Origin of the sequence: Streptomyces sp. AC550_RSS872, assembly GCF_019049285.1 — a bacterium.
Classification (GTDB): domain Bacteria; phylum Actinomycetota; class Actinomycetes; order Streptomycetales; family Streptomycetaceae; genus Streptomyces.
This window is the reverse complement of the sequence record NZ_JAGMUL010000208.1, coordinates 59,248-86,035: the sequence shown is the minus strand read 5'-3', so window position 1 is coordinate 86,035 and position 26,788 is coordinate 59,248. Positions and strand designations below refer to the sequence as shown.

The 26,788-nt window shown below is 71.1% G+C and carries 20 protein-coding genes; 6 read left to right on the top strand and 14 right to left on the bottom strand.

Translation table 11 applies throughout. The annotated features are described in order from the left end of the window. The first annotated feature begins 75 nt into the window (after positions 1 to 75). Positions 76 to 3,885 (top strand): multifunctional oxoglutarate decarboxylase/oxoglutarate dehydrogenase thiamine pyrophosphate-binding subunit/dihydrolipoyllysine-residue succinyltransferase subunit, encoded by a 3,810-nt coding sequence (locus KUM44_RS43910; RefSeq protein WP_217215363.1) that lies wholly within the window; start codon positions 76 to 78, stop codon positions 3,883 to 3,885. Between the two features lie 207 nt (positions 3,886 to 4,092). On the opposite strand, the gene fxsT is transcribed toward KUM44_RS43910, so the two are convergent. The 9 genes from fxsT to KUM44_RS43865 form a co-directional block, all read right to left on the bottom strand. Continuing rightward, positions 4,093 to 7,053 carry an FxSxx-COOH system tetratricopeptide repeat protein gene (gene fxsT / locus KUM44_RS43905; protein ID WP_217215362.1) on the bottom strand — a complete coding sequence of 987 codons (2,961 nt, stop codon included), beginning with the start codon at positions 7,051 to 7,053 and terminating at the stop codon, positions 4,093 to 4,095. Between the two features lie 101 nt (positions 7,054 to 7,154). Further along, positions 7,155 to 8,354, bottom strand: a complete 1,200-nt coding sequence (locus KUM44_RS43900) for an FxsB family cyclophane-forming radical SAM/SPASM peptide maturase (RefSeq protein ID WP_217215361.1) — start codon at positions 8,352 to 8,354, stop codon at positions 7,155 to 7,157. Next, the gene (locus KUM44_RS43895; RefSeq protein ID WP_217215360.1) at positions 8,351 to 8,503 is read right to left on the bottom strand and encodes a hypothetical protein; all 153 of its coding nucleotides are present in this window, start codon (positions 8,501 to 8,503) and stop codon (positions 8,351 to 8,353) included. The genes KUM44_RS43900 and KUM44_RS43895 overlap by 4 nt, the downstream gene beginning before the upstream one ends. Beyond that, the gene (locus tag KUM44_RS43890; protein ID WP_217215359.1) at positions 8,500 to 11,760 is read right to left on the bottom strand and encodes an SAV_2336 N-terminal domain-related protein; all 3,261 of its coding nucleotides are present in this window, start codon (positions 11,758 to 11,760) and stop codon (positions 8,500 to 8,502) included. Before KUM44_RS43890 ends, KUM44_RS43895 begins: the two co-directional genes overlap by 4 nt. Before the next feature lie 3 nt (positions 11,761 to 11,763). Continuing rightward, positions 11,764 to 12,762: a MoxR family ATPase gene (locus KUM44_RS43885; protein WP_217215358.1), complete on the bottom strand. Its 999-nt coding sequence runs from the start codon at positions 12,760 to 12,762 to the stop codon at positions 11,764 to 11,766. Positions 12,763 to 12,898: 136 nt separating this feature from the next. After that, positions 12,899 to 14,848: a trypsin-like peptidase domain-containing protein gene (locus tag KUM44_RS43880; RefSeq protein WP_217215357.1), complete on the bottom strand. Its 1,950-nt coding sequence runs from the start codon at positions 14,846 to 14,848 to the stop codon at positions 12,899 to 12,901. After that, positions 14,845 to 15,201 carry a CU044_2847 family protein gene (locus tag KUM44_RS43875; RefSeq protein WP_217215356.1) on the bottom strand — a complete coding sequence of 119 codons (357 nt, stop codon included), beginning with the start codon at positions 15,199 to 15,201 and terminating at the stop codon, positions 14,845 to 14,847. The genes KUM44_RS43880 and KUM44_RS43875 overlap by 4 nt, the downstream gene beginning before the upstream one ends. Positions 15,202 to 15,850: 649 nt before the next feature. Next, positions 15,851 to 16,030: a DUF6104 family protein gene (locus KUM44_RS43870; protein WP_030049542.1), complete on the bottom strand. Its 180-nt coding sequence runs from the start codon at positions 16,028 to 16,030 to the stop codon at positions 15,851 to 15,853. Positions 16,031 to 16,111: 81 nt separating this feature from the next. Further along, positions 16,112 to 16,957: a hypothetical protein gene (locus KUM44_RS43865; RefSeq protein WP_217215355.1), complete on the bottom strand. Its 846-nt coding sequence runs from the start codon at positions 16,955 to 16,957 to the stop codon at positions 16,112 to 16,114. A gap of 171 nt (positions 16,958 to 17,128) precedes the next feature. Here KUM44_RS43865 and KUM44_RS43860 point away from each other — a divergent pair, with 171 nt between their 5' ends. After that, on the top strand, positions 17,129 to 18,133 hold the full coding sequence (locus tag KUM44_RS43860; protein ID WP_217215354.1) for a DUF4097 family beta strand repeat-containing protein: 1,005 nt from the start codon (positions 17,129 to 17,131) through the stop codon (positions 18,131 to 18,133). 1 nt (position 18,134) lies between these two features. Further along, positions 18,135 to 19,184: a PadR family transcriptional regulator gene (locus tag KUM44_RS43855; protein WP_217215353.1), complete on the top strand. Its 1,050-nt coding sequence runs from the start codon at positions 18,135 to 18,137 to the stop codon at positions 19,182 to 19,184. A 100-nt stretch (positions 19,185 to 19,284) separates the two neighbouring features. On the opposite strand, the gene KUM44_RS43850 is transcribed toward KUM44_RS43855, so the two are convergent. From KUM44_RS43850 to KUM44_RS43835, 4 genes are all read right to left on the bottom strand, one after another. Continuing rightward, entirely contained in the window at positions 19,285 to 19,848 is a 564-nt protein-coding gene (locus tag KUM44_RS43850) for a Clp protease N-terminal domain-containing protein (protein WP_217215352.1), read from the bottom strand. Then, positions 19,848 to 20,057 (bottom strand): helix-turn-helix domain-containing protein, encoded by a 210-nt coding sequence (locus KUM44_RS43845; protein WP_030049537.1) that lies wholly within the window; start codon positions 20,055 to 20,057, stop codon positions 19,848 to 19,850. The genes KUM44_RS43850 and KUM44_RS43845 overlap by 1 nt, the downstream gene beginning before the upstream one ends. 113 nt (positions 20,058 to 20,170) lie before the next feature. Continuing rightward, positions 20,171 to 21,133, bottom strand: a complete 963-nt coding sequence (locus tag KUM44_RS43840; RefSeq protein WP_217215351.1) for a zinc-binding dehydrogenase — start codon at positions 21,131 to 21,133, stop codon at positions 20,171 to 20,173. A gap of 433 nt (positions 21,134 to 21,566) precedes the next feature. Beyond that, positions 21,567 to 22,790, bottom strand: coding sequence for an NADP-dependent malic enzyme (locus KUM44_RS43835; protein WP_217215350.1), 1,224 nt, complete (start codon positions 22,788 to 22,790; stop codon positions 21,567 to 21,569). A 665-nt stretch (positions 22,791 to 23,455) separates the two neighbouring features. On the opposite strand from KUM44_RS43835, the gene KUM44_RS43830 reads away from it, so the two are divergent. Genes KUM44_RS43830 through KUM44_RS43820 form a run of 3 tightly spaced genes read left to right on the top strand, consistent with a single transcriptional unit; the run spans position 23,456 to position 26,172 of the window. After that, positions 23,456 to 24,421 (top strand): ABC transporter substrate-binding protein, encoded by a 966-nt coding sequence (locus KUM44_RS43830; RefSeq protein WP_217215349.1) that lies wholly within the window; start codon positions 23,456 to 23,458, stop codon positions 24,419 to 24,421. A gap of 30 nt (positions 24,422 to 24,451) precedes the next feature. Further along, complete coding sequence (locus KUM44_RS43825; RefSeq protein ID WP_217215348.1) at positions 24,452 to 25,414, top strand: amino acid ABC transporter permease; 963 nt, start codon at positions 24,452 to 24,454, stop codon at positions 25,412 to 25,414. Next, positions 25,411 to 26,172: an amino acid ABC transporter ATP-binding protein gene (locus KUM44_RS43820; protein WP_302186131.1), complete on the top strand. Its 762-nt coding sequence runs from the start codon at positions 25,411 to 25,413 to the stop codon at positions 26,170 to 26,172. Before KUM44_RS43825 ends, KUM44_RS43820 begins: the two co-directional genes overlap by 4 nt. Before the next feature lie 81 nt (positions 26,173 to 26,253). Here KUM44_RS43820 and KUM44_RS43815 read toward each other — a convergent pair whose 3' ends face one another. Further along, positions 26,254 to 26,643, bottom strand: a complete 390-nt coding sequence (locus KUM44_RS43815; RefSeq protein ID WP_217215347.1) for a hypothetical protein — start codon at positions 26,641 to 26,643, stop codon at positions 26,254 to 26,256. Positions 26,644 to 26,788: the final 145 nt, after the last annotated feature.

Sequence of the window (26,788 nt, the reverse complement as noted above, 5' to 3'; positions counted from 1 at the left end):
CTTCCCGGCCATGGGGGCGTAGCCTTGATTCCCGCTGTCCATCACCTTGTGAAGCGGAAGAGGGCGGTTGCCGCCGTGTCGCCACAGTCCCCCAGTAACTCGAGCATCTCGACCGACACCGACCAAGCGGGGAAGAACCCCGCGGCCGCGTTCGGTCCGAACGAGTGGCTCGTCGACGAGATCTATCAGCAGTACCTCCAGGACCCCAATTCGGTGGACCGAGCCTGGTGGGACTTCTTCGCCGACTACAAGCCGGGGGCGGCCGCCGCCCCGGCTCCGGCGGGTACTGCGGCCGCGGGGGCCGCAGAGACCACCACCAAGGCTCCGGCTGCTCCGGCCGCCCCGTCGGTCCCCGCACCGGCCCCCGCGGCCCCGAAGCCCGCAGCCGCCGCGCCCGCGGCTCCCGCCGCTCCGGCACCGGCTGCTCCGGCCCCGGCCGCCGCGAAGCCCGCCGCGCCCGCGCCGGCTGCGAAGCCCGCTCAGCCGAAGAAGGCCGAGCCCGCTGCCGCCGCTGCCGACGGTCCCGAGCTCGTGACGCTGCGCGGCCCCGCCGCCGCGGTCGCGAAGAACATGAACGCCTCGCTGGAGGTGCCCACGGCCACGTCCGTGCGCGCGGTCCCGGTGAAGCTGCTCTTCGACAACCGCATCGTCATCAACAACCACCTCAAGCGCGCCCGGGGCGGGAAGATCTCCTTCACGCACCTGATCGGCTACGCGATGGTGCAGGCCATCAAGGCCATGCCGTCGATGAACTACTCCTTCGCGGAGAAGGACGGCAAGCCGACCCTGGTCAAGCCGGAGCACATCAACTTCGGCCTCGCCATCGACCTGGTCAAGCCCAACGGCGACCGCCAGCTCGTGGTCGCGGGCATCAAGAAGGCCGAGACGCTGAACTTCTTCGAGTTCTGGCAGGCCTACGAGGACATCGTCCGCCGCGCCCGCGACGGCAAGCTGGGCATGGACGACTTCACCGGCGTGACGGTCTCCCTGACCAACCCCGGCGGCCTCGGCACCGTCCACTCCGTGCCGCGTCTGATGCCCGGCCAGTCGGTGATCATGGGCGTCGGCTCCATGGACTACCCGGCGGAGTTCCAGGGCACGTCCCAGGACACGCTGAACAAGCTCGGCATCTCGAAGGTCATGACGCTCACGTCGACCTACGACCACCGGGTGATCCAGGGCGCCGCCTCCGGCGAGTTCCTGCGGATCGTCGCGAACCTCCTCCTCGGTGAGAACGGCTTCTACGACGACATCTTCGAGGCGCTGCGCATCCCCTACGAGCCGGTCCGCTGGCTCAAGGACATCGACGCCAGCCACGACGACGACGTCACCAAGGCCGCCCGTGTCTTCGAGCTGATCCACTCCTACCGGGTCCGCGGCCACGTCATGGCCGACACCGACCCGCTGGAGTACCAGCAGCGCAAGCACCCCGACCTGGACATCACCGAGCACGGCCTCACCCTGTGGGACCTGGAGCGCGAGTTCGCCGTCGGCGGCTTCGCCGGCAAGTCCCTGATGAAGCTGCGCGACATCCTCGGTGTGCTGCGCGACTCGTACTGCCGCACCACCGGCGTCGAGTTCATGCACATCCAGGACCCCAAGCAGCGCCGGTGGATCCAGGACCGCATCGAGCGCGCGCACACCAAGCCGGAGCGCGAGGAGCAGCTGCGCATCCTGCGCCGGCTGAACGCCGCCGAGGCCTTCGAGACCTTCCTCCAGACGAAGTACGTCGGCCAGAAGCGCTTCTCCCTGGAGGGCGGCGAGTCCGTCATCCCGCTGCTGGACGCGGTCATCGACAGTGCCGCCGAGTCCCGTCTTGACGAGGTCGTCATCGGCATGGCCCACCGCGGCCGCCTGAACGTCCTCGCCAACATCGTCGGCAAGTCGTACGCCCAGATCTTCCGCGAGTTCGAGGGCAACCTCGACCCGAAGTCGATGCACGGCTCCGGTGACGTGAAGTACCACCTGGGCGCCGAGGGCACCTTCACCGGCCTCGACGGCGAGCAGATCAAGGTCTCCCTGGTCGCGAACCCCTCGCACCTGGAGGCGGTGGACCCGGTCCTGGAGGGCGTCGCGCGCGCCAAGCAGGACATCATCAACAAGGGCGGCACGGACTTCACCGTCCTGCCGGTGGCGATCCACGGCGACGCGGCCTTCGCGGGCCAGGGCGTGGTGGCCGAGACCCTGAACATGTCGCAGCTGCGCGGCTACCGCACCGGCGGCACGGTCCACATCGTCATCAACAACCAGGTCGGCTTCACGGCGGCTCCCGAGTCGTCCCGTTCCTCGATGTACGCCACCGACGTGGCCCGCATGATCGAGGCGCCGATCTTCCATGTGAACGGCGACGACCCCGAGGCGGTCGTCCGCGTTGCCCGTCTGGCCTTCGAGTTCCGCCAGGCGTTCAACAAGGACGTCGTGATCGACCTCATCTGCTACCGCCGCCGCGGTCACAACGAGACCGACAACCCGGCCTTCACCCAGCCGCTGATGTACGACCTGATCGACCGTAAGCGCTCGGTGCGCAAGCTGTACACCGAGTCCCTCATCGGTCGCGGCGACATCACCCTGGAAGAGGCCGAGCAGGCGTTGCAGGACTACCAGGGCCAGTTGGAGAAGGTCTTCACGGAGGTCCGTGAGGCCATCTCGCAGCCGGCCGCGGCCGAGCCGTCGGAGCCGCAGGCCGAGTTCCCGGTGGCCGTCAGCACCGCGGTCACCTCGGAGACCGTCAAGCGGATCGCCGAGTCCCAGGTCAACATCCCCGACCACATCACCGTTCACCCGCGTCTGCTGCCGCAGCTCCAGCGCCGGGCGTCCATGGTCGAGGACGGCACCATCGACTGGGGCATGGGCGAGACGCTCGCCGTCGGTTCCCTCCTCCTGGAAGGCGTGCCGATCCGCCTCGCGGGCCAGGACTCGCAGCGCGGTACGTTCGGCCAGCGTCACGCGGTGCTGATCGACCGCGAGACGGGCGAGGAGTTCACGCCGCTGATGTACCTCGGCGAGGACCAGGCGCGTTACAACGTCTACAACTCCCTCCTCTCCGAGTACGCCGCGATGGGCTTCGAGTACGGCTACTCGCTGGCGCGTCCCGACGCCCTCGTGATGTGGGAGGCCCAGTTCGGCGACTTCGTCAACGGCGCCCAGACGGTCGTGGACGAGTTCATCTCGTCGGCCGAGCAGAAGTGGGCCCAGACGTCCGGCGTCGTCCTGCTGCTGCCGCACGGCTACGAGGGCCAGGGCCCGGACCACTCGTCCGCCCGCCCGGAGCGTTTCCTCCAGCTGTGCGCGCAGAACAACATGACGGTCGCCATGCCGACCCTGCCGTCGAACTACTTCCACCTCCTGCGGTGGCAGGTGCACAACCCGCACCACAAGCCGCTGGTCGTCTTCACCCCGAAGTCGATGCTGCGCCTGAAGGCCGCCGCCTCGAAGGCGGAGGAGTTCACGACGGGCCAGTTCCAGCCGGTCATCGGCGACGCGTCGGTCGACCCGGCCGCCGTCAAGAAGGTCGTCTTCTGCGCCGGCAAGGTCTACTACGACCTGGACGCCGAGCGGAAGAAGCGCGGCGTCACGGACACGGCGATCATCCGCATCGAGCGCCTGTACCCGCTGCCGGGTGCCGAGCTCCAGGCCGAGATCGCCAAGTACCCGAACGCCGAGAAGTACCTGTGGGCCCAGGAGGAGCCGGCGAACCAGGGTGCGTGGCCGTTCATCGCGCTCAACCTGATCGACCACCTGGACCTGGCGGTCGGCGCCGAGGTCCCGCACGGCGAGCGCCTGCGTCGGATCTCGCGTCCGCACGGGTCGTCCCCGGCCGTCGGTTCCGCCAAGCGGCACCAGGCCGAGCAGGAGCAGCTGGTGCGTGAGGTGTTCGAGGCGTAGGCCTCCGGCGGTTCAGCCGCGTTCAGGGCCCGGTGCCGAGTTCTTGCTCGGCGTCGGGCCCTTTCGCCTGCCCAGGGGGGTGGTTGGGGAGCGTGCGCGGCTGCGGATTCGTTGTGGCTGGTCGCGCAGTTCCCCGCGCCCCTGGGGGGGACTGCGGTGCCGTTGGCTGGTTAGATCCGGGCGTCAGGGGACCTTTCCGCCCCCTGGTCAAATCGGTTGAGGCTCGAAGTCCCAGTACGGGCGCTGGCGTTCGAGGATGTGCCGGGTTTGTGGGTGGTCGGCGCCGAGGCGGGAGGTCAGGCGGGCCACGGTGTCCCGGTGCAGGGCCTCGGACTCCTCTCGCTCGCCCAGTTCGGCCAGGTCCAGGGCGAGTCCGGCCCGTAGGCTGATGGTGAGCACATGGGCGTCGCCCAAGACGCGCGCGGAACGGTCGGCGGTCTCCCGGCCCAGCGCCGCCGCCGCGTCGATCTCTCCTGCGCCGGCCAGCGCGGCGACCTCGTTCTTGGCGCAGCCGATGGCCCACGGGTGGTCCCGGCCCACCGCGCGCCGCATCTGGGCCGCGGTCTGGCGGGACAGCGCCAGCGCGGCGCGGTACTCGCCCATGTCCCGCATGACGGTGGCGACGTTGTCCCGCGCGCCGATCGCGTACGGGTGGCGGTCGCCGAGCTGGGCGGCGTACTGGGTGGCGGTGGCCTCGGCCAGGCCCCTGGCCTCCTCCGTGAGGTCCAGGTCGCGCAGCAGCATCGCGTAGTCGCAGGACGCCATCAGTGTCTCGGGGTGCAACGGGCCACGGCGGCGGATCAGTTTCTCGCGGACGCCGCGCAGCATGGCGTGCGCGAACTGGAGGTCTCCGACGCGGCGGGCGCACAGCGCGAGGTTGTGCTCGGCGAGCAGGGTCTGGCTGTGGGTGCGGTCCAGGACCTGGCTGTGGACCCGGGAGTTGTGGCCCTGGATGGTCAGCGCCTCGCGGTAGCTGCCGAGCAGACGCAGCATCCAGGCGGTGCGCAGCGAGGAGTTGAGGGTGAGGGCGTCGCGCTCGCCGAGCAGGTCCAGGCGAGCCTCGTAGATCTTGCGGTGCAGGGCGAGGGACTCGGTGTAGCGGCCCTGGAGGCCGAGGGCGACGGCGAGGTTGCTGCGGATGGCGAGAGTGCGCGGCACCTGCTCGCCGCCGAGTTCGGCCGCGGCGCTCGCGGCGGCCTCGTCGAACAGGGCGCGTGCCTCCGGGTAGCGGCCGAGCGCCATGAGGGTGCCGCCGAGGCCGTCCTTGGCGCGGATCACCTCGATCGGCCGGACGTCGTCGGCGCGTTCGAGCCGGCCGAGGATCTCGCGGCCGACGCTCTCCGCCTCCGGGTACCTGCCCAGCCGGCGCAGCATGTTGGCGAGCTGGTGGACGGCGATGAGCACCGAGCGGTCGGTGTCCCCGGAGGTGCCCCGCCAGTGCTCCACGGCCTGGCGGCTGAGCCACCAGCCGTCGTGGTACTCGCCGCGCATCCGCAGGTACTCGATGCAGTTGAGGACCAGTTCGCGGGCGTCGTCGTCGGCCGACTCCAGGGCCCCGGAGGGTTCCAGGTGCGGGATGAGGGCGGCGTACCGGGCCCAGTTGCCGGCCGAGGAGGAGTCGCGGGGGTCGGCGGAGACGAGGACCTTGCGGGCGGCGGCCGAGTAGCGCTCGGCGTCGGCGGGGGACTGGATGGAGCGTACGAAGCGGTGGAAGAGGCGGTGCATGCGCAGGGTGCCGACGGTCTGGGTGTCCATGCGCGGCCCGGCCTCGTACTCGATCCGCATGGAGGTGATCTCGGACAGTCGGCGCAGGGCCGTGTTCCAGCTGCTGGGCTCCGCGATCAGCTCGTCCAGCTCGGCGGGCAGGTCGCCGTGCCGGGCGGTCTGTAGCAGCCGTACCGGCACCACGTCGTGGGAGAAGCAGACGAGCAGGTTGAGCAGCTGCCAGGCGGATTCCGAGCCGTCGCGCAGGGTGTTGACGAGTTTCGCCCAGGCGACCTCGAAGCTCTCCGGGTACTGGCCGGAGGCCATGACGCCGAAGCGGTCCGGGCGGCCGTCGCGGATGTCCCGGATGTAGTCGTCGACCGGCACGGTCGGGTTGATGTCCAGCCAGGCGGCCGTCTGGTCGAGCAGCAGCGGCATGTCCTCCACGGCCTCGGCGAGCCGCTCGGCCTGGATGTCGCTGAGGCGGTCCGTGCGGCGCCCGGCGAAGGCGACGCTCTCGCGGCGTTCGAAGACGGGTACGGCGATGTTCTCGGCGTGGGCGCCCCACTCGCTGCGGTGGGTGGTGACGAGGATGTGGCCGCGGCCTTCGGGCACCAGGTCGATCAGCCGCTCCGGGTCGCCGGCGCCGTCCAGGACGAGCAGCCAGGGCCGTGCGGTGCGGTCGAGTTCCCGGCGGACGGATGTGATGGTGGTCGCGAGGTCGCCGGAGTCCCGCAGGTCCAGGGCGGCGGCGAGGTCGGCGAACTGCTGGCGGGCGGTGACGCGTTGGGCGGCGTTGATCCACCAGACGATGTCGTACTCGCCGGCGAACCGGTGGACGTACTCCAGGGCCAGCTGGGTCTTGCCGAAGCCGCCGGGGCCGAGCAGTGCCACGGCGGCGCCTGTGGGGCCGGCGGCGGAGAGGGCGCCGTAGACCTTCTCCAGCAGTTCGGTGCGGCCGACGAAGCGGAGGTTGCGGCGCGGGACGTGCCATACCTCCGGTGGGTCGTCGGGGAAGCGGGGGCCGCGGCGCAGGTCGATCAGGACGCCCGGGGCGGGTATGCCGGCACACTCCAGGACCCGGCCGCGCGCCACCTCGGGGCGCAGACCGCGCAGTTCGACGGGGGCGAGCGCGATGACGGCCTCGGGCATGGGCCGGGCGGTGATGCTGACGGCGGCGATCCGGTCCTGGTACGTCGGCAGGACCTGCCGCAGCGCCTCGGCCCAGGCCTCGAACCGCTCGTTCCCCAGCCGTTCGTGCCAGTCGTCGATCACGAGCAGGACGCGTCCCGGCGCGCTGAGCAGGCTGGTGAAGGCCTCGGCGGTCGGCGGGCGGCGCAGCGGGTTCCACCTGATCAGCGTGGTGCCCCGTCCCGCGGCCCGGATCTGGTGGTCGATCCATTTGGCCCAGGACTCGCTCTGTCCGGCGAAGACCACCGTGACGTGTCCGAGTTCCGCCGCCATCTCGCCGTTTCCCCTCGACTGAACCTGGTCACGTCTGTGCACAGGTCATTCAATTGTGCGTCAAATCGCTTCCAGAGGTAATGAGTTGAGCACTGTTCCAGTCATCGGGTCGCCCGTGACGTCCGCTCCAGCCGGTGCGCGATGTGCCGGACGAGCCGCTCCAGGTCGGCGCAGTAGACACTGGGGTGCCGGAACCCGGTCCCGGGAGCGTACCGGTGCACGTAGTTCCCGCCCCCGCACACCTTCCCCACGGGGCAGCCCAGACACTCCTCGGCCAGCGCCCCCTCCCCCAGCTGCCGTGCGGCGACGCCGGGATGGCGCAGGGCGCGGTCGAACGAGTGCCGGAAGACGTCGAGCCCGGTCTCCGACGCGCCCTCGTACGCCGACCTGAGCGAGTCGACCTGTTCGATGGCGCCGTCCGTCTCCACCACGACGGCCGCCATCGGCGACAGTCCCACGGCCTCGGCGCGGCTGGCAGAGCCGAGCAGCAGCCCGGCGATCTCCTGGAACAGCCGTATGCGCGTGCTGAGCCGCCCCTCGTCCCACCAGGCGTCGAAGACGGCGGCGAGCCAGTCGCCGTAGGGGGTGGGCTGGGGGCGGTGCCGGCCCGGCGGGCGGTTCGGCATGCCGGGTGGCGGCCGGTCCCAGTTGGCGTGCGGGAGGAGGAAGTCGACGCCGGGCGGGCCCAGGGCGAGGAGCGAGCGGTAGACGTCCAGGGGGTCGGCGGCCAGGTCGATCGTGCAGAGGATTCCGGCGTACGACCGCGGTCGTGCCGCGAGCCGCTGTGCCGCCGTGCGGGCGGCGGGCCAGGCGGGGCGTCCGGCGTGGTCGACCCGGCGAGCGTTGTGCGCGGCGCGTCCGCCGTCGAGGCTGAGGCCGACCCGGATGCCGGCGCCGGCGAGGCGGTCGAGGACGCCCGCCGTCAGACGGGTGCCGTTGGTCTGGACGGTGGCGGTGACCTGGCAGCCGACCACCTCGCGCACCGCGTCGGCGTAGGCGAGGACGGGGCCGGGGCCGGTGAGGAGGGGTTCGCCGCCGTGGAGTTCGATACGGATGGCGTCCAGGCCGTGGCCGCGGACGTGCTCGGCGATCCGCTCCGCGGTGCGGCGCATGGTGCGCTCGGAGGTACGGGCCGGCCGGTCGCGCCAGCCGTGGTCGGGGCCCTGGTAGAGGTAGCAGTAAGTGCAGTCGAGGTTGCACCGGCCGTGCACCTTCAGCACGAACTGCCGGAAGGGGACGGGCCGGTGGGCCGTGGTGTCGAGGAGGGCGTACGGCCAGGGCGGGTGGGGGCGGGTCGTCATGGCGCGTCTTCGTAGTGGGCGACGACCAGGAGGTCACCCTCCCGGTCGCGGAGCTCGGTGAGGATCGCGGCCAGTACCGGGTGGTCGGTCTGGTCGGGGGGCGCTATCTCCGGGAGGGGTATGTGGGTGTCTTCGGCGGGGAAGGTCACTCGGCGGCCGTTTCGGGGGACAGACGGGAGATGAGCGCGCGGAGGAGATGGACGCGGTCGCGGTCGTCCGTCAGGCCGAGGGCACGGTCGTAGTCGGTGCGGGCCTCGTAGGTCCTGCCCATCGCTTTGCGCGCCCGACCGCGTTGGGTGAGGGCCGCGGCCGCCAGCTCCGCCTCGCCCGCCTCCTCGGCGATCTCGACGGCCCGGCTGTAGAAGTCGACCGCCTTGTGCAGGTCGGCGACGGCACCCGCGCGCTCGTACAGCAGCCGGGCCACGTTGCCGCGGCTGATCCGGCACTGGGCGAGCAGCCACGGGTTCTCGGAACCGCGGGCGGCCTCCGTGAACAGCCAGTCCGCCTCGTACAGGTCGGTCAGCACGCCGGCCAGGAGGTAACGCCGGTAGTAGGAGCGTCCCAGGCTCCGGCGCAGCCACGGCAGCTGGGGGTCGTCCGGTGGGCACTCGTCGACCGCCTGGCGCAGATGGTCGACGCTCCTGGCGATGTCGTCGGGCTCTGCCCTGAGGCCGAACCGGACATACAGGGCCCGGCCGAGGTCGGCCAGCGTGTGCGGCCGTCGCCGGTCGTCCTCACCGAGCAGCCGCACGGCCTGCTCCCATGCCTCGACGGCGCGGTTCAGCTCGGTCAGTCCTCCGGTCTGGTCGTGGCGGTCGCGGTATATCCGCCCGGCCCGCACCAGGCACTCGAACCCGAGCTCCGGGTCGTCGCCCGCGGCTCGCTCGGCCTGCTGCACTGCGTACAGCAGCAGGCTCTCCTCGCGCTCGGTCGGCGGGATCTCGACGGCGGCGGCCACGTCCAGCCAGATCCGGCAGCGCTCGGCGGCCGGCAGGGCGGTCTCGTCCCGGACCGCCTCCATGAGGTCCTCGGCGGCACTCGCGGCGGCATCCGCGGCGGCGTCGGCGACCGGCGCGTACCCCTCGTGCTCCCGGGCCAGGTCGAGCCACAGCCGACCCCGGGCTACGAGGGCACGCACCGAGCCGGACAGCTGGAACCACGCGCTCGCCGCGTCGACGGCCCGGTGCAGGTGCAGCACACGCCAGTCCGGGCCGTAGGGCTCCGACTCACCCAGTGACCGCCGTACGCCGGTCAGCGCCTCCGCGGCCGCGCTCCGGCGGGCCCGTGCCGTCTGCTCGGTGTCCTCGTCGGCCAGGACCGCGCCGAGGTCGAGGTCGGCCAGATACAGCAGTACGTCCCGTGCCCGCTCCGCCGCCGGCCCCGGCTCGCCCCGGGCCCAGTCCCGCAGGCTCCGCGGGATCCCGGCGAACTCGACCCCGCTCCCCCGCACCTCCTGCGCCTGGGCCCAGTACACCAGTCCGAGGACGAGCCGTCCGCGCATCGTGACGGGCTGTCCGTCGAGCGCCTCCCACGCCTCCCGCAGGTCCTCGCCCACGCGGCGCACCCGCCACCGGGCGAGCAGCGCCTGGGCCAGCTCCTCGGCGGCGGTGACCCGCTCGCCACCGGAGCCCGCGACCGCGACCGCCCGCCGTGTGTACTCCACCGCCGCGTCGAGTTCCCGGGTGAGCCCCTCGCCGTTGAACCGCGCGAGGGCCTGCCGGCCAAGGTCGAGCAGTTTCGTCGCGCTCTGCCCCGCCACCGTGGCGCCCGCCGCCGCGGGCAGCCGCGCCCCCAGATCTCTGAGCACCTCGGCCGACACCTCGGCGAACGCCCGCAGCCCGGCCGGTTCCCGCTCTCCCGAGTCCGTGAGCCGTTCCGGGGCAGCGCCCGGTGGCACCGCGCCCCGCAGGAACGCTCCCGCGAGCGCGGGGAAGTTCCGCGCGCTGCGCCCGAACTTGCGTTCCACGTACTCGGAGCAGTGCTTGAACAGCAGCTCCACCTCGTCGACCGACAGCCGTGACCGCAGCTCGGTGGCCACGCCCGGCAGGAAGTCGTAGCGGACGGCCCGAGGGTCGTCCGCGTCCTCCCGGCGCCGCAACAGCCCGCTCAGCAGCACCTCGGACAGCACGTCCGGTCCACTCCCGGCCAGCATGGCGTGCTGGACGAGCTGCATCACCGGCAGGTACAGCGGCACCGCGGACAGGTACACCGCCAGTCGGCGCGCCTCGGACGACGCCGGACGCCAGAACGCGCGGACGCGCTCCGCACCGGTGCGTTCCTGCGCGGCCCGCACCGGCGCCGCGGACGCGGGATGGTCGGCCCGCACCCAGCCGGCCGCGGCCGACAGCGACTGTCCCGTCGCGCCGGAGACCAGCCGCGCCCAGCCCTCCACCGACTCCCGCCGCAGCGCGAGCACGGGCACGGGCAGCGCGCCGAAGGCCACCGGTTCCTTGTCGGGCCGGAACCGCAGCGACCCCGCGGGGCCCTCGCGCCGGTGCAACACCCCACGCCGGGCGGGCAGATGGGTGCGCAGCCACATCCGCTGCGGCAGCGGCTGTACGACGGCCACGGGCGCGGTGGTGGCCCAGCGGTGCAGCAGCCGCTGCACCTGTCCGCTGCGCCACATGGGCCCGGCGCAGTCGCTGAGCAGCAGGGTGACCCGGCGGCCGGTCGGGTCGCTGAGCTGCTCCGGTGCGTGCAGGGCGGCACCGGGCTCGGGGCCGGCCGCGCAGCCGGGCAGTCCGCCGGGCGCCTCGTGCAGATAGCGCACCTGCACCTCGCGGAAGGCACCGGCGCGGGCGCAGACCTGGCGCAGTTCGTCGAGGGCCTGCTGCCATACGACCGTCGAGGTGGAGACGTCCATCAGGAGCAGCAGCCGGGCCTCGCGGCGCCGGTCGGTGCGCAGGACGGGCAGGACGAGGCCGGACTCGGCGGCGCGCTCGGCGGTGGCGTGCTCGTCGAGGGTGCGCGGGACGGGGCGTACGGGGGCGCGGTAGCGCTGGAGCGGCCGTAACCCCCGTTGCAGGGCGAGGGGTTCGGGCAGGGCGGGGGCTGCGGGGACGCGCACCGGGGTCATCCGGACGTCGGTGTCGTCGCCGCCCGGGCCGGGCGCGAACAGGCGGGCGCTGTCGGGCTGCCGCTCCTCGTCGTCGTCGGGCGGGCCGAGGGGCCGGGGTGGGAGCGGGGGGAGCGGGCCGGGACCGAGGGCCGGTTCCGGGCCGGGCGCGGGGGCCGCTGTCGCCCTGTCGGCCCGTTCCGGGGACGCAGGCAGCCAGCGGGCCAGCCACAGGGCGTCCGCCAGCTCCTCGACACCGGGTGGGATGCCCGCGTCCCGCATACGCGTGACCAGCGCCGTGAGCACGGGGCTCACGCCGTCGGCCGGGAGGTCGGGGGCACGGGGCGGCATCGGCTACCGGGGCCCTCGGTCGAGGGGCTGCATCAGCAACTCCGAGATCTCCTCGCGGCGCCGGTCTGCCTCCCGGGCGGCGTGCTGGGTGAGGAAGATGGCGTTGAGCAGCTGGTCGGTGGGGCGCAGCGCGCCGTCCGCCTCGGACTGGGTGAACTGGTCGACGAGGTCGCGGTTGGCCTCGTAGGCGCCTTGTCCGAAGTGGGCCTGGACGAGGGCGGCGAGCCTTTCGTCCCGCGGGGCCTTGAGGTCGAGCGGGATGCAGCGGCGCAGCAGGGCGGCGGGGAACTCGCGCTCGCGGTTGCTGGTCATGATGACGAACGGGAAGGCGTGACAAAGGACCTGACCGCCCGTCACCGTGACCCGGCGTCCGTCGTCGGTGAGGACCCGGACCTCCGGGTCGCGGTCGGCGATGCGCTCCAGCTCGGGGATGGCGAAGCGGCCCTCCTCCAGGACGTTCAGGAGGTCGTTCGGCAGGTCGATGTCGCTCTTGTCGAGCTCGTCGATGAGCAGCACCCGGGGCTTGTCGGCGGCGAGCAGGGCGGTGCCGAGCGGGCCGAGCCTGATGTACCGGCCGATGTCCTGGGCGCCTTCCTCGCCGGGCAGCTGGGCGTCCTGGAGGCGGCCGATGGCGTCGTAGGTGTAGAGGCCGTCGCGCAGTTCGCTGCGGCTCACGATCGGCCACTCCAGGACCCGGCCGAGGTCGAGCTCGTAGGCGACGGAGTGGGCGAGTGTCGACTTGCCGACACCGGGTTCACCGGTGACGAGCAGCGGGCGCCTCAGATACAGGGCGGCGTTGACGAGTTCGAGGGCGTCGGGGTCCTGGACGGGCAGCGGGACGGTGCGCTCGCCGAGCCTGCGGTGGGTGGCGGAGTCGAGCTGCGGGACCTCGTAGTCGACGGGCGTGGCGTCGAACTTCCGCCAGGGCGGTGGTTCCGGCAGCGCGTCGATCCTGGCCGGATCCGGCTCCCCGACGCCCCGGTAGATGAACCACTCGCTCATGGTGCGCTCCTCGTCGACGGTCGGTGGTGGTCCACGTCCTGGCCGAAGGGAGCGTCGTGCGCCCGCAGCGGGCCCCTGGAAACATACCCGGAACTGCCGTAATACACCTGAGATTTCGGCCAGGCTTCGGTGCTGTTCACAGCGGTGCGTCCACGGTTTCGGTCTCCTCGGCCGGCAGCGGCCGGCGCGGGTCGTCGTAGAGCAGGGCGAGTGGTTCGGCCCAGGCGCTGTCGGGCCGTTGTTCGCTGATGTCCTGCCGTACGTGCCGCAGCCGGTCGGGGAGTTCGGCGAGCGAGCCGATCGTTTCGAGGAACTTCTCCACGCGCGCGTGGAGCGTGTCGCACTCCGGCAGACAGGCGCCGCGCTCGGGGTGCGGGCCGATGTGCCAGAGCGCCACCGGGTGGCCGCTGCGCAGCGCGTGCTTCATGGCGACGTGGCCGGTGCCCTGTCCGGCCGGGCGGCACATCACGGGGATGCGGTGGCGCTCGGCGGCGTGGTAGCCGGTGGCGTCCACGGCGCCCGGCGGGGGCATGCGCCAGCCCTCGAAGCGCCGCCCGGCCGTGATGCCCTGCCAGCGGTCGAGCCAGGGGTTGTCCGGATATCCCCGGCGCTCAAGAGCGCGCAGCACGAGGCGACGGCGTGCGCCCAGGTGCCCGGGGTCGTTCAGGGCGGCGATGTCCGCGAACCGCCAGCGGTGCACGGCGGTGTCGAAGTGTTCGGCGGGCAGGCCGACTTCGAGCGGTACGGGGTGGCCCTCCCGGTCCTTGGACTCCAGCAGTCCGCCCAGCGGGACGCGCAGCGCCTGGACGAGTTCGTCGGGCCGGCAGCCGTGCACGGAGCGGTCCTCCTTGTGGAGTTCGGGCAGGCCGTCGCCGTCGTCGTACCAGATCTGCCAGAAGAACCGGACGGGCTGCGCGCTGATCACCGGGTCCAGCAGCAGGGCCACGACGGGGCCCTCGCCGGGGCCGGGATAGGAGATCACCACGCGTTCCGGGCCGTGGTCGCCGGGCTGCGGCCGGAGTTCGTCGGGGAGCGTGACGTCCCGGGCCAGCGCGTGCAGATCGCGGCGGGGGTCCCTGCGCAGCCGCCTGGTGATCCAGTCGGCGAGGGCCGGGCTGCCCGCGTCCCGCGCGCGGGCGTGGGCCTCGACGAGCCTGAGGTAGCGCAGGAAGGTGAGCGGGTCGAGCGGGGTGGTGCCCTCATAGAGCAGACCATGGCCGTCACGCCAGGTCCGCAGCTCGGGCGTGGCACCCGGCCACCGGAAGCCGCTGCGCGCCACCTTGGCGAGGACATTGACGGTGGGCTCGTCGGGCGGGGGCGGCAGCTCGGCCAGCAGGGCGAGCGCCCGGCGCCGGTCGCGGGGCGTCCAGACGGCGCCCTGGCCGTCCGTCGGCCCGCCCTGGAGGTCGATCCAGTTGTCCCCGCTCTCCGACGGCTCCTCGCCGTGCCAGCGGTCATGGGCGGCCATGACCGTGCGGTACGTGTCCCCGAAGCGGCGCAGCGCGGCGATGGCCACGGCCTTGCCGCCGTCCTTGTCCTTGCGCTTGGACTTGATCAGTCCTACGACGGCTCCCGACTCCGGGTCCAGCAGCGGGCCGCCGGACATACCGGGCTGGAGGTCGATGTCGGGCTTGATGATCAGCCCGTGGGTGTCCTCCTGGCCGTTGATCACGGCGTCCACCATGCGGAAGTGGGCCTCGGGCGGGCCTGGGTAGTAGCCGCAGGCCTTCAGCGCGCCGGAGTGGCGGGCGGCGCGGTCGGTGAGCCACACGCACTCGTGGAAGTGCTCGCCGGTCAGCCGGACCAGGGCCAGGTCCTCGGCCAGCGGGACCTTGGGGTTGCGCGGGTCGGTGATCAGCCACTCCGCGAGCCGGGCCTCGGCGTCGACGCCCTCGCCGCGCACCCGGAAGACGAGGGTGCGGTCCGTCGCGAGGTGCCGGCACAGCACATGGGCGGCGGTCAGCACCCAGCCGGGCGCGACGAAGAAGCCGCTGCCCCATAACGGGCCGTCCTTGCCGCCGGCCGGGAGCAGATGGACGGTGGCCGCCCTGACCAGCTCGAAGAGACGATCGTGCCGCTCGCTCATGCGCCGACCGCTCTCCGGTCGCCCTCCTCGGCGCCGCCGCGATCGAACTGCCAGGTGAGGGTGACCTCCAGGGACGCCTTGGCCTCCCCACGCGCGAGCACGGCGACGGCCAGGCCCTCCTTGGCGGTCAGTTCCACGCCGAAGGTGATGGAGGCCTCGTCCGGCTTGGCCGCCCGGGCCGCGTCGAGCACGGTGCCGCCGACGGCCTTGATCAGATCCTGGAGCTGTTCGACCTTGGCGACGGCGGCCTCGGTGAAGCCGACGTCCTCCTGGTCGTCGTAGGGGTCGGCCGCGCCGATCCGGGCGGTGATCACCGTGCCGTCCGGCAGTTGGATGTCCTGGATGTGACTCATACCGCTCCCCCGAAGAGCCCGAGCCGTCAGGTCAACCGATCCTGGACGGCGCCCACTTGAACAGCGACGAGGCTAATACCCAGGTTGGTTGCAGGAGTATGCGGGCGTTGGCGCAGGAGTGGACGGGCGTCGGCCGCAGGAGCAGCCGGGGCGGGCATTGGTCGGTTCGGGAGGGCCCCTGAAGGGGCGCGGGGCTTCAGGGAACATGCGGCTCCGCCGCGCGGGCGCGACCACCCCCCGATGGTGCCGCAGACGATCGACGGCCTATCGCGGCCCCGCGGCGGCGCCGCGTATTCGCGGGACAGGCCCTGGGCGTGTCCGCAAGTCCCGCCTGCCCCGCGACGCCTGGCACGCTCCCCCACGGCGCCGCGGGGACCGCCCTCCGGGCGGACGACGGGACTTTGCGGACACGCCCCAGGGGTGTTTTGAAAGTCCCGTGCGGTGCCCGCGCCCGCCGCGGCAGCGGCTTGGCGTCACAGCCGGTGCGTGCCCTCGGCGTGCCGGCCGAAGGCCCTCGATGGGGTCCCCCCCCCGCTCGAGCGAAGCCGAGAGTGGCGTAGGAGCCACTTGGGCCTTTGGCCGGTGCGGCGAGGGTGCGTGCCGGGCGCCGCGGGTACTGTACGGGACCTTCAAAACACCCCCTAGTCGTCTAGTCGTCGTCCTCGTCGTCCAGGCGGGCCAGCCACGTCGCCAGCCGCTCCACCGGCACCTCGAAGTCCGGGTTGAGATCGACGAACGTCCGCAGCTGCTCGGCGAGCCACTCGAAGGTGACCTCCTCCTCGCCGCGCCGCTTCTCCAGTTCCTCGATGCCACGGTCGGTGAAGTACAACTCTTGCTCCTGATACTGACGGGACAAGCCCTCGGCCTACTCCCTCAGGGTATGCCGCGCCCGGCGAAGCCTTCCTCGGTGTCAGTCGGGTACGTGCGTGACGCCGTACGCCAGCCCCAGCGCGCCGTGCGCCAGCAGCACCGCCCCCGCCACGGCCCAGCCGCCGCTGCGGCGCCGCAGCCCCCAGACCGTGAGGGGCAGACCGGCCGCGACCTGGGCCAGGGCGAGGGCGAGTGACCTGGGACCGCCGACCCAGGGCAGCCAGGGCCCGAGGTGGCGGCCCTCCACGGCGTCGAGTTCCGCGCGCAGGGCGTGCCGCCAGCCCGACCACTCGACCAGGCGGATGTGCGGCTGGTCGCGGGCGGCCGCCTGGAGGCTTTCGGCGTCTTCGCCGGGGGCGAGGCCGACGGGCAGGGACACGCCCGCGCGCGCGAGGACGGCGAACAGGCCACGCATGCGCGCGCGTGCGTCGGCCGCGGAGTCGGGGCGCGTCAGCGCGGCCAGGGACTGCATGTCCAGGACCGGGTCGAGACCGAGCCGTCCGGCGAAGGTGCGCATGGCCTCGTCCTCACCGGCCGGGGTGCCGTTGGCGAGCCAGACGTAGCCGACGGGGCGGCGGAAGCCGGAGGCCAGGGTGAATCCGGCGCGGTCGGCGTCCCACCACAGGGCGAGGACGGGCCAGGGTGCGCCGACGGCGAGGGCGGTGGCCCAGCCGGTGAGGACGCGGTCGACGGGTTCGCCGCCCCCGAGCCACGGCCGACCCTCGGGAACGAGCACGCTCCACTGCCCGCCGGCCGACGCGAGCAGCATGTCCTCGCGCAGCAGCCGGGCTGCGGGAGCGACGGACTCGGGCTCCGCGCGGCAGAGCAGCAGGGCGCCCGGGGCGGGGCGGGCCTGGCGAGCGGGCCTGGACTGTTCCGTCGACATGACAACACGCTAGGCCGCTTTGTCCACCTCGCGAGATTTGTGATCACCAGAACGAGTACCTTGACTTTCCCCCGCCGCGATATATCGTGTTTCTCGTAAGACGCGATATGGCGTGTCGCGTTTCCGATCCGGCCCGTGCGGCCGCGTCCGGTCGCCCAGGAGGTCCGCACCATGTCCGAGTGGTCCGTAGCAGAGCCCAGCAAGCTCGCCTTCGACGAGCCGGTGAGCGAGCTCCAGGTGCGCATCGTCAACGGAACGGTGAACGTCGTGGGGACGGACGAAGGTTCCGCCCGCCTGGAGGTCTCCGAGATCGAGGGCCCACCCCTGATCGTCACCCAGCAGAGCGGCACGCTGACGGTGGCGTACGAGGACCTGCCCTGGAAGGGCTTCCTCAAGTGGCTCGACCGCAAGGGCTGGCGCCGCAGCGCGGTGGTCTCCCTGGCGGTGCCGGCCGGCACGCGCGTCGAGGTGGGTGTGGTCGGCGCCGGTGCGGTGGTCTCCGGGATCCACGGCCCGTCGGTCGTCAAGGGCGTCACCGGTGACACGACGCTCGTCGGCCTGTCCGGCCCGGTCCGCGCCGACACCGTCTCCGGGAACCTGGAGGCCCAGGCCGTCACCGGCGACCTCCGCTTCAACTCCGTCTCCGGCGACCTCACCGTCGTAGAGGGCTCCGGCCCCTCCGTGAAGGCCGACTCGGTCAGCGGCTCCATGATCGTCGACCTCGACCCGGAGGGCCCGACCGACGTCCGGCTGACCAGCGTCTCGGGCGAGATCGCCATCCGCCTGCCGGCTCCGGCGGACGCGGACGTCGAGGCCAACACCGCGAGCGGCAGGATCTCCAACGCCTTCGAGGGCCTGCGGGTGCACGGCCAGTGGGGAGCGCACAAGATCACCGGCCGCCTGGGCGCCGGCACGGGCAAACTCCGGGCGACGACCGTCTCCGGTTCGATCGCGCTGCTGCGCCGCCCGCCGAGGGAGGACGAGCCGTGGGAGGCGGAGGCCTGGGAGGAGCCCGGATCGCCGGCCACGGACCCGACGACCGACCCGCTGCCCCACCCGCACCACACCTCGGGGGACAATTCCGTCTCCGGCCAGGGCACCGACGCGACGGACACCCCACCCCAGTCCGCTCCCCACGCCCCGGCCGACGGCACGACCGACAAGAAGGTGCTCTGACATGCCTCCCGTCTTCGCCCACGGCCGCCTCCGCCTCTATCTGCTGAAGCTGCTGGACGAGGCCCCGCGCCACGGCTACGAGGTGATCCGCCTCCTCGAAGAACGCTTCCAGGGCCTGTACGCCCCGTCGGCCGGCACCGTCTACCCCCGCCTCGCCAAACTGGAGGCCGAGGGCCTGGTCACCCACACCACCGAGGGCGGCCGCAAGGTCTACGCCATCACGGACGCCGGCCGCGCCGAACTGGCCGACCGCTCCGGCGAACTGGCCGACCTGGAGCTGGAGATCAGGGAGTCGGTCGCCGAACTGGCCGCAGAGATCCGGGCCGACGTGCGCGGCGCGGCGGGCGACCTGCGACGCGAGATGCGAGCGGCGGCCTCCGAGGCCCGTCAGGGCAACGGCACCAGGCCGGACGGCCCCTTCGGTGACTTCTCCGACTACACCGACAAGGAGGCATGGCGCACCGCCAAGGAGGAGATGCGCCGCGCCAAGCAGGAGTGGAAGGAACAGGCCCGGCGAGCCAAGGACGAGAGCCGCCGCGCCCGCGAGGAGGCCCAGCGCGCCCGGCGACAGGCCAAGGAGGCCCAGGACCGCGCCCGCACCGAGGCCCAGGAGGAGGTCCAGCGCATCGCCCGCCGGGTCCAGGAACACGTACAGGACCACTTCGTACGCGGCGACTGGCCGACGGGCGTACGGGAGGGCCTGACGGAGCTGGCCAAGGAGTTCGGCGAATTCAGCAAGGACTACGGCAAGGAGTTCGGCCGCGACTTCGGCTTCGGCCGCCAGGACACCGCCAAGTCACCCCAGCCCCACACCGACTACTCGGACACCCCCGAGGACTTCCCCGCCGACTACGAGCCCACGTGGGCCCACGAGCCCCCCACCGACGACCCGGTCCGCGACCTGGACCGTCTGCTCGACCGCTTCCGCGACGACATCCGCGACGCGGCAAGGGACCACGGCGTCACCCCGGACCAGCTCCGAGACGCCCGCCGCCACCTGTCGACGGCGGCGGCCCACATCGGAGCGCTGTTGCGCACACCGAAGCCATGACTGCGGCCCCTGGGCAGTGCGGCTGCACCGGCAGCCGCACCACCCGGCCCGACAGAACCCGGCCCCCGAGCGAGCCACCCACCCCCCGCCCCTGCCCACCTCAACCAGCCTTCGCCTCTCCCCCTCCGTCCAGCACCCGGGTGACGGCCTCATAGGTCACTCCGTGATCGGCGAGAACCTCGGCGGGCACGCCGGGCCGGCCGACGAGCGCGAGCAGGATGTGCTCGGCGCCGATGTACCGGTCCCGCCGGGCGACGGCGATACGCAACGCCCGCTCCAGTACGTCCTTGGCCCCCCGGCTGAACGACCGCCGCCCGGACCACCACCCCTTGCCCTCCGGGTCCCCGGACAACGCCCCGACCCCATGCGCCTCCTCCACCCGGGCGACGACCTCCCCCACATCGATCCCCAGCCCGGCCAGCGCATCGGCCTCGGCCTGCGACAGCCCACCCCGCCGCCGGGCCTCCCCCAACGCCCGCCGCACGGAGTCCAGCCACCCCCCACCCCCGAGCGCGGCCAGCACGAACGAGGCCCGGCTCCCTTCCCGATCGAGCAGGGCAAGCAGCAGATGCTCGGCATCGACACTCCCCGCCCCACCCCTCTCGGCATGCTCAACCGCCCCCGTCACCACCGCGCGGGCGTCCTTCGTGAACCGCTCGAACATCAACGCCTCCCGTACTTCTTGTGCACGGCCTGCCTGCTGACCCCGAGTTCCGCGGCGATCTCCTGCCACGACCACCCCTGATTGCGCGCACTGCGCACCTGCACCGCCTCCAACTGCTCCAGCAGCCGGCGCAACGCCGCAACGGCCCGCAACCCGACCCGCGGATCACGATCGCCGGCCCGCTCGGCAAGATCTGTAGCTTCACCCATACCTGTCAACCTAAGTTGACACCCCGGTCTCCGTCAACCCCCGTTGACAAAAAACGGCGGGCCCGAGGCAAAGCCCCAAACCCGCCGCAAGGCGCGACTACCACCCGGCACGCTCAGTTACTGAGCACGATCTTCCCGAACTGCTCCCCCGACGCCATCCGCTCAAAGCCCTCGCGGGCCCGCTCCATGGGAAGCACCTCATCGATCACCGGCCGCACACCTGTGGCAGCACAGAAGGCCAGCAGATCCTCCAGCTCGTCCTTGGTCCCCATCGTGGACCCGACGACCTTCAACTCCAGGAAGAAGATCCGTGTGAGCTCGGCATGCGAGGGCCGATCCCCACTCGTGGCACCGGAGATCACCAGCGTGCCCCCGGGCTTCAGCGACTTCACGGAGTGCGACCAGGTAGCGGCACCGACGGTCTCGATCACGGCATCGACCCGCTCCGGCAGCCGAGCCCCGGACTCCACCGCCTCCACGGCCCCCAGTTCCACGGCCCGTTTCCGCTTGGCCTCATCCCGACTGGTGGCGAAGACCCGCAACCCCGCGGCCTTTCCGAGCACGATGGCAGCAGTGGCGACGCCACCCCCGGCCCCCTGCACGAGCACAGAGTCCCCGGGCCGTACGCCCGCATTGGTGAACAGCATCCGATAAGCGGTCAGCCAGGCCGTCGGCAGACAGGCCGCCTCCTCGAAGGAGAGCTCCTTCGGCTTGGGCAGCACATTCCACGTGGGCACGGCGACCTGCTCGGCGAAGGTCCCCTGGTACCGCTCCGTCAGAATCGACCGCGGCTCCCTGGGCCCCACCCCATGCCCGCTCTGTCCGATCACGGAGTGCAGGACGACCTCGTTGCCGTCCTCATCGACCCCGGCGGCATCACAGCCGAGGATCATCGGCAACCGCTCCTCTGGCAGACCCACACCCCGCAGCGACCAGAGATCGTGATGATTGAGCGAGGCGGCCTTGACGTTGACGGTACTCCAACCGGCGCGGGCCTCAGGGGCCGGACGCTCCCCCAACTCCAGTCCGGAGAGCGGCTCGTCGCGGTCGATTCGGGCGGCGTAGACAGCGAACATGACCTTGACGATAGGCGCCCACGCCGACCGACGGAACCACAGGCCCCTGTGAGACACACCCGCTTGACGAGCCACGAAACCTGAGGTGGTCGGCGCACCCCCGCGAACCCGCACTCGCCCACGGCGGCAAGGGGCCGTGTCGGGGGGTGTGCGCCCGCAGCGGCGGGCGTCAACGCAGAGCACATCTTGAAGCGACCGAGCCGCCCGACCGAGGAGGACACCCCCCGGCGCGGCCCCGACCCCCAACGAACCGCAAGGCGCTAGGCGAACCCCCACCGAAGAGCAACGGGCCGCCGCAGGCATCCCCACCCAGCCACCCGCCACCACTCGGACAGGCGCACCCACAACAAAAGACGGCCCCGCCCACCAGGGCGAGGCCATCCAGCACAGGGCACCCCAGAGCAGCTCAGCTCGGCACCCCCCAGCGGCAGCGCTACCGCCGGGCAACCCCCTCCGCCCGAGCCGCCGCAGCCACCGCAGCGGTAACCGCCGGCGCCACCCGCTCGTCGAACGGTGACGGAATGACATAGTCCGCGGCAAGGTCGTCCCCCACCACGGCCGCCAACGCCTCAGCAGCAGCGATCTTCATGCCCTCGGTGATCCGCGAAGCCCGGACCTGAAGCGCCCCCGCGAAGATCCCCGGAAACGCCAGCACATTGTTGATCTGGTTCGGGAAGTCCGACCGCCCGGTCGCCACGACCGCCGCGTACTTGTGCGCGACGTCGGGGTGCACCTCCGGGTTCGGGTTGGCCATGGCGAACACGAACGCGCCCTCGGCCATGGAGGCGACCGCCTCCTCCGGCACCGTCCCGCCGGAAACCCCGATGAAGACGTCGGCACCCTCCAGCGCCGCCTCCAGCGACCCGGTGATGCCCGCCTTGTTCGTGAACCCGGCCAGCTCCCGCTTGACCGACGTCAGGTCGTCCCGGTCGGCCGACACGACGCCCTTGCGGTCGGCGACGGCCACGTCCCCGATACCGGCCTCGACCAGCATCTTCGCGATGGCGACACCAGCCGCACCGGCCCCCGAGATCACGGCCCGCAGATCCCCGAGCCCCTTCCCGGTCAGCCGCGCGGCGTTCCGCAGCGCGGCCAGCGTCACCACAGCCGTACCGTGCTGGTCGTCATGGAAGACCGGAATGTCCAGCTGCTCCTGAAGCTTCCGCTCGATCTCGAAGCACCGAGGCGCCGAGATGTCCTCCAGGTTCACACCACCGAAGGACGGCGCGAGCCGCACCACGGTCTCGACGATCTCGTCGACGCCGGTGCAGTTCAGCGCGATCGGCACGGCGTCGACGCCGCCGAACTGCTTGAACAGAATCGCCTTCCCCTCCATCACCGGAAGGGAGGCCTCGGGCCCGATGTCCCCGAGCCCGAGAACGGCCGTGCCGTCGGTCACGACGGCGACCACGGACGACTTCCACGTGTAGTCGTGCACGAGCTCCGGCTGCTCGGCAATCGCGCTGCACACCTTCGCGACGCCGGGCGTGTACGCCAGGGACAGGTCGTCCTTGTCGCGGACCGGCACGGTGGCCTGCACGGCCATCTTGCCGCCACGGTGCAGCGCGAACGCCGGATCGAAGGAATCGAGGGGCTCGACCCCGCCGTCCTGATCGGTATTGCCGCCGCTGCGAGGATTGACGATCTCCGCTGCCACTTTGTCTGACCCCTTAAGTGTTCATGGTTTGAGGGTGGGACCACTCCTGGTGAGAAGTGGGCGGGACCGCGTATGACCCTGCTCGTTGATACGTGCGACGTACGACGTACGGGCACATACGCGACGGGCGCGCCGCACACGCGCCCTGAGCCCCGGATGAGGGGTGTAAAGAACCTTCTTACCGGACGGACCGCGCCGTCGACGAGTCCAATACGTCCAAGATCACATGACAGGAAGGGAAACACGCACACGGACGACACGAATCGGACACGAGCCGATGACGACACCGAAGCGGTTCGTGGTCAGATAAGCGGACAATTTACGATGTACTTCGCAATGGCCAACTGTCACCCGCAAACACGCCCCCCAGCCGACCCACATCCCGAGATACACCGAAGATCTTTCGGCCGGAAGGGCAGATTCCCGCAGAAGGTGCGGTCAGGATGTCCGGCCTGAGGCGGTTCGGAAGTCACCCGTTACCCGATTTTGACATCGCGGGCGCCGTGAATACCCAAGTCCGAATGGCAAGATGCCGTAATCACACGAGGTCGCGGCACTCGAAGGTGTGTGCTCTTGTCGACCTACGAAACCAAGGCACCCGGCCGAACCCGTCGGCGGGAGCCCGCCCCATCGGCAACTCCACCCATCCGCCGGAGGAACCCACCATGACCGCAAGCTCCACCCGTCGTACGACCGCCACCCGCTCCCGGCTGGCAGCGGTCGGCTCGATCGCGGTCGCAGGCGCCCTGATTCTCACCGGCTGCGGTGACCAGACGAACGACAGCGGCAGCGAGGGCAGCAACGAGACGGGGAAGTCGAACACCGCCCCGCTCTTCGACAAGCTGCCCAAGAAGATCCAGGACGCGGGCGTCATCAAGGCCGGTACGAACGCCGAGTACGCCCCGATGGAGTTCCAGGAGGGCGGCAAGATCGTCGGCGTCGACCCCGACATCGCCGCCGCGCTGGGCGACAAGCTCGGCGTGGAGTTCCAGTTCACCTCGGGCTCCTTCGACGGCCTGATCACCGCCCTGAACTCCGGCCGCTACGACATCGCCATGTCCTCGATCACGGACACCCCTCAGCGCCAGGAGGGCCTGGACGACAAGGGCAAGAAGCTCGGCCCGGGTGTCGACTTCGTCGACTACTTCACGGCCGGTACCGCCGTGTACGTCCAGAAGGGCAACCCGAAGAAGATCAACTCGATCGAGGACCTCTGCGGCCAGACGGCGGCCGTCCAGCGCGGCACGACGTACGAGAAGGCGCTTCAGACGCAGTCCAAGGCCTGCACGGACGGCGGCAAGAAGAAGATCAACATCGAGTCGTTCGAGAACGACACCGAGGCCCAGACCCGCGTGAAGTCGGGCGGCGCGGTCGCCGGCGTCAACGACTACCCGGTGGCCGTGGACCTGGCCCGCAAGTCCGGCGGCGGCAGCGACTTCGAGGTCGTCGGCGAGCAGGTCGACGCCGGTCCGTTCGGTATCGCGGTGAACAAGGAGAACAAGGAGCTCACCGCGGCCCTCGAAGAGGCCGTCAACGCCATCATCGAGGACGGCACGTACAAGAAGATCCTCGAGAAGTGGGGCGCCGAGTCCGGCGCGATCGACAAGGCCGCGATCAACGGCGGCAAGTGACCGTCCCGGGCAAGCTGAAGGGCAGTCACAGTGACTGACAAGTTCGACAAGGAGCCGGCCGACGCGAAGCCGTCGGCCGCCGTCTCCAAGGACGGCGGGGCTCTCCCGCCCGAGGCGATCAAGGCCATTCCGGTACGGCACTACGGCCGCTGGGTCAGCGGTGTCGTCGTACTGGCCCTGGTGGCCCTGCTCGTCAACGCCTTCGCCACCGCCGAGAAGATCCAGTGGAACGCGGTCGGCGACAAGCTGTTCGACTCCAGCATCGTCGCCGGAGCCGGCCGCACCCTGCTGATCAGTGTCCTGGCGATGGCCATGGGCGTGGTTCTGGGCATCGTGCTCGCCGTGATGCGGCTTTCGAAGAACCCCGTGACGAGCTGGGTCGCCTGGCTCTACATCTGGTTCTTCCGCGGCACGCCGGTCTACGTCCAGCTGCTGCTGTGGTTCAACCTGGCGCTGATCTTCCCCGTGCTGAATCTCGGTCCGATCTACAAGGACGAGATGGTCGACGTCATGACCCCGTTCATGGCGGCCCTGCTGGGTCTGGGCCTGAACGAGGCGGCGTACATGGCGGAGATCTGCCGCGCCGGTCTGATGGCCGTCGACGAGGGCCAGACCGAGGCCTCGCAGGCACTGGGCATGAGCCACAGCAAGACGCTGCGCCGCATCGTCGTCCCGCAGGCGATGCGGGTGATCGTGCCGCCCACGGGCAACGAGTTCATCAACATGCTGAAGACTTCGTCGCTGGTGTACGTGGTGTCGTATCCGGAACTGACACGCTCGGCCACATCGATCGGCTCAACCTCATACGCAGTGATGGAGATGCTTTTCGTGGCCTCCATCTGGTATCTGGTCATGACCAGCGTCTTCAGCGTCTTCCAGTACTACCTGGAGCGCCGTTACGCCCGTGGCTCGTCCCGGAACCTGCCGGCGACGCCGTGGCAGAAGGTCAAGGCCAACCTGCTCTCGTTCAGCCGCGAAAGGGGTGCGGCATGACCGCCATGGTGAAGGCCGAGGGCGTCCACAAGTCCTTCGGCCCCGTACAGGTCCTCAAGGGCATCGACCTGGAGGTGAAGTCCGGCGAGGTGTTCTGCCTCGTCGGCCCCTCCGGCTCCGGCAAGTCGACGTTCCTGCGGTGCATCAATCACCTGGAGAAGATCAACTCCGGTCGGCTGTACGTCGACGGCGAGCTGGTCGGCTACCGCCAGAAGGGCGACAAGCTGTACGAGCTCAAGGACAGCGAGGTCGCGCTCCAGCGCCGGGACATCGGCATGGTGTTCCAGCGGTTCAACCTGTTCCCGCACATGACGGCCGTGGAGAACGTCATGGAGGCGCCGATCCAGGTCAAGGGCGTGAGCAAGGCCCAGGCCAGGGCGCGCGCGCAGGAGCTGCTCGACCGCGTCGGCCTGGCCGACAAGGCCGGAAACTACCCCTCGCAGCTCTCCGGCGGCCAGCAGCAGCGGGTGGCCATCGCCCGGGCGCTGGCGATGGACCCGAAGCTGATGCTCTTCGACGAGCCGACCTCGGCCCTCGACCCGGAGCTGGTCGGCGACGTCCTCGACGTCATGCGCGACCTCGCCGAGTCCGGCATGACGATGGTCGTCGTCACCCACGAGATGGGCTTCGCCCGCGAGGTCGGCGACTCGCTGGTCTTCATGGACGGCGGCGTGGTCGTCGAGTCCGGCGACCCGCGCGAGGTCCTGACCAACCCGCAGCACGAGCGGACGCAGGCGTTCCTGTCCAAGGTGCTGTAAAAGGCGCAGGGAAAACAGTTCGGCCCCGCCGATCCTCTTGGCGGGGCCGAACTGTTTACCGTCGTCAGGCGGGCCAGTTTTTTACCGACCGGACGTCCAGCCAATAATGGGACGGGTGATGTCGTGATTCGCCCCGTTCGCCCCTTCGCGGCGGACGACCTCGATCACCACCTGGCTATTCTCCCGGAAATCATAATCGCACACGGTCGGCGGATTGTTGGCGCCGTTCGCGTCGTGACATTCGCCGGAGCGCCCGTAGGAGGTGGTCCACATCGCGACGGAACGCATCCCGTCCGCCCAGAGGTCCTGCACCGTGATCTTGTCCCCGTCGGAGTAGAAGCAGGCCACGCCCGCCCGGGCGAAGGGCTGGGTGCAGAACTCCGTGGTGACCGCGTGGGCCGGCGAGGCCGTGCCCAGCAGCCCCGCAGACACCGCCGCCGTCGCCATAAAAGGCGCGATAACTCTACGCATGCGCATAACGATGAACCCTTCGGCTGGTCGAAACCGAGCGGGAATTCCCCCTCAAGCTGCTGCGACCCTACACAGGACGATCACGCCGGAGCAATGCAATATCAGCGCCCCTTGAAATGACCCAAAACAACGATCTCGCCCTGAA